The organism is Paenibacillus sp. AR247 (assembly GCF_002968895.1).
In the GTDB taxonomy this organism is placed as follows: Bacteria; Bacillota; Bacilli; order Paenibacillales; family Paenibacillaceae; genus Paenibacillus_AQ; species Paenibacillus_AQ favisporus.
Window position 1 is genome coordinate 749,868 of the sequence record NZ_PCZT01000009.1, and the last position, 2,155, is coordinate 752,022.

Annotated in this window: 1 protein-coding gene and 1 pseudogene; both read right to left on the bottom strand. The window is 53.4% G+C overall.

All coding sequences use genetic code 11. The annotated features are described in order from the left end of the window. Window positions 1–304: 304 nt before the first annotated feature. Entirely contained in the window at window positions 305–1,831 is a 1,527-nt protein-coding gene (locus CPT76_RS11490; protein ID WP_105443014.1) for an ABC transporter substrate-binding protein, read from the bottom strand. A gap of 39 nt (window positions 1,832–1,870) precedes the next feature. Further along, a pseudogene (locus tag CPT76_RS39490) lies at window positions 1,871–2,155 on the bottom strand (carbohydrate ABC transporter permease); the annotation flags it as partial.

Consider the following 2,155-nt stretch of genomic DNA (forward strand, 5'->3'; position numbering starts at 1 on the left):
CGGATGATTCATGGATCCATTATTCGTGTCGCTGCCATTTGTGGCTACATACAGCGATTTTCCCGTTGGTTTGGCGACTGCTTCATCCGCTGCAGCTTGCGGCGGAAACGGGGTGAACGTGATCAGCACGATGGCTGCGAGAACCGTGAGCAACCGTTTTTTTGCCATGGCTTCTCTTTCCTTTCAGCATGGATTAGGGCCGGCCCCGGTCCCGTTGTATGCTTCCAATGAAGCCGCCCATGACAGCAGGTTTCTCCCCGTTATCCGTGCGCCGCTTGCGCTTCTCTGCCTTTCAATGAACTTCTTACTTTTTCAACCCCTTGTCTTTCAGGAATTGTTCAAACTGTTTCTTCACCTCCTCCACATACTTATCCTCGCCCGCTTCCTTCAGCTTGCCGTAGAGCACCGGCCAGGTTTCGTCAAAATCGAGCGTCCCGGTCACAAGTCCGCGTTTGTATTCGCCCCATACCGCGTTCAGGTTGGCGATCTCGGTGCTGACCGGCTCCGAATTGAATTTGAACGCCCCGACCGGATTGATTTCGGCTGTTTCGTTGATCTTCTTCGTTTCCTCCCAGACGTTCTCCGGCTGGCCTTCCTTCAGATAGGAATTGAATACGCTGCCGAAAACCCAGTCCATATTCGGTTTATATCGGGAATCCGGGAGTGCGCTAATGTATTCGCCGGACTGCTTTTCGTAATGAACGCCTTCCAGGCCGTTGCAGAGCAGATTGTACAGCTCCTTGTCAGTGTTTACGAGATTCAGCAGCATCATCGCCCGGTCCGGATTCGGCGAAGTGCGGCTAATCGATTGGTTGGTGGTCGCCGAATAACCGTTGGAGAACCAGTTGCTGAGCGGGATGATGACCACGTCGTGTCCGCCGTTTCTAGCCTTGACTTCAGCTTCGACGCCCGGTTTCAGAACGATATGGTAATCCACCGCAATCTTGCCTTTGAAGTCACCCGATTTCACGGTCGCCGCATCCTTGTAAATGTAACCTTCCTTGTACCATTTGCTGGCCAGGCGGAAATTGTTCAGCTCTTCTTCCGGATAACGTTGAAGCGTATAGGTCGGGTCATCCGTCTTGATGTAGAAGTGGTCATCGAGTCCCGGCACGATCCAATATTTGTCGTCATGCACCTGCGGATTGATAAAATCAGTGCCGAAAATACCGAACGGGATCATATCCGGTTCGTTGTCCTTGATCTGCTTCAGGAACGGTTCAATGTCCTCAATCTTTTTGATCTTCGTGGTGTCCAGTTTATACTTGTCGGCAAGCTCCTTCAGCACGATAAATCCATAGCGGGAACCGTTGATCTGCTGGTTGGGGATGCCGTAGATCTTGCCGTCGACGGACAGGCCGTCCCACATCACCTGCGGGTCCCACATCACCTGCGGCACATCGGATTTCAGCTCCGGCGCGTATTGATTCAGCAGATCGTCAAGCGGCTGGATGGCTCCTTTGCGTACCAGCTCCTCCGGCTTCAGCATGTAGCCGGTCCAGAGAATGTCGAATTTCTCGCCTGCTGCAAGCACGGTGTTCATTTTTTGCACGTAGTCGCCGATGGAGACCGGCATCAGCTTGACGGTAGCGTTGATCTCTTCTTTGACGATTTTGTTGACTTCGTCCTGCACCTTCTGCTGATCGGGCTGGAGCTGGGACAACGGATAATACCAGGTCAGCTCGACGGGTCTCAATCCGCTCTCGTTCTTCACATCCGTTGATCCGGCCGTTTCTCCGCCTCCGTCCGCGCTTTTTCCGCCGCCGCATCCGGCAAGGACGGTTGCTGCCAGCAGGATAAACGCCAGCACGCCAAACCACTTTTTCTTCATCTGTGTGACCTCCTGTTTTTATAATCGCTTGCGTGTATGTTAACCCTTGAGGGAGCCAACCGTAAGCCCTTTCACGAAAAACCGCTGGAAGAACGGGAAGATGATTAGCATCGGTCCGCCGGCCAATACGGCGATCGCCATCCGGGCGGAATTGTTCGGGAAGCTCGCCAGGTCGATGCCCAGCTGCGTCGCAAACTCGGTATTCGTCGTGAGAAATTCAATGCTGTTCAGCGTCCGGACCAGCAGCAGCTGCAGCGGTACCTTACCCGGATCGTCGATGTACAGCATCGCGTTAAACCAGTCGTTCCAATAAGAGAACGAAAT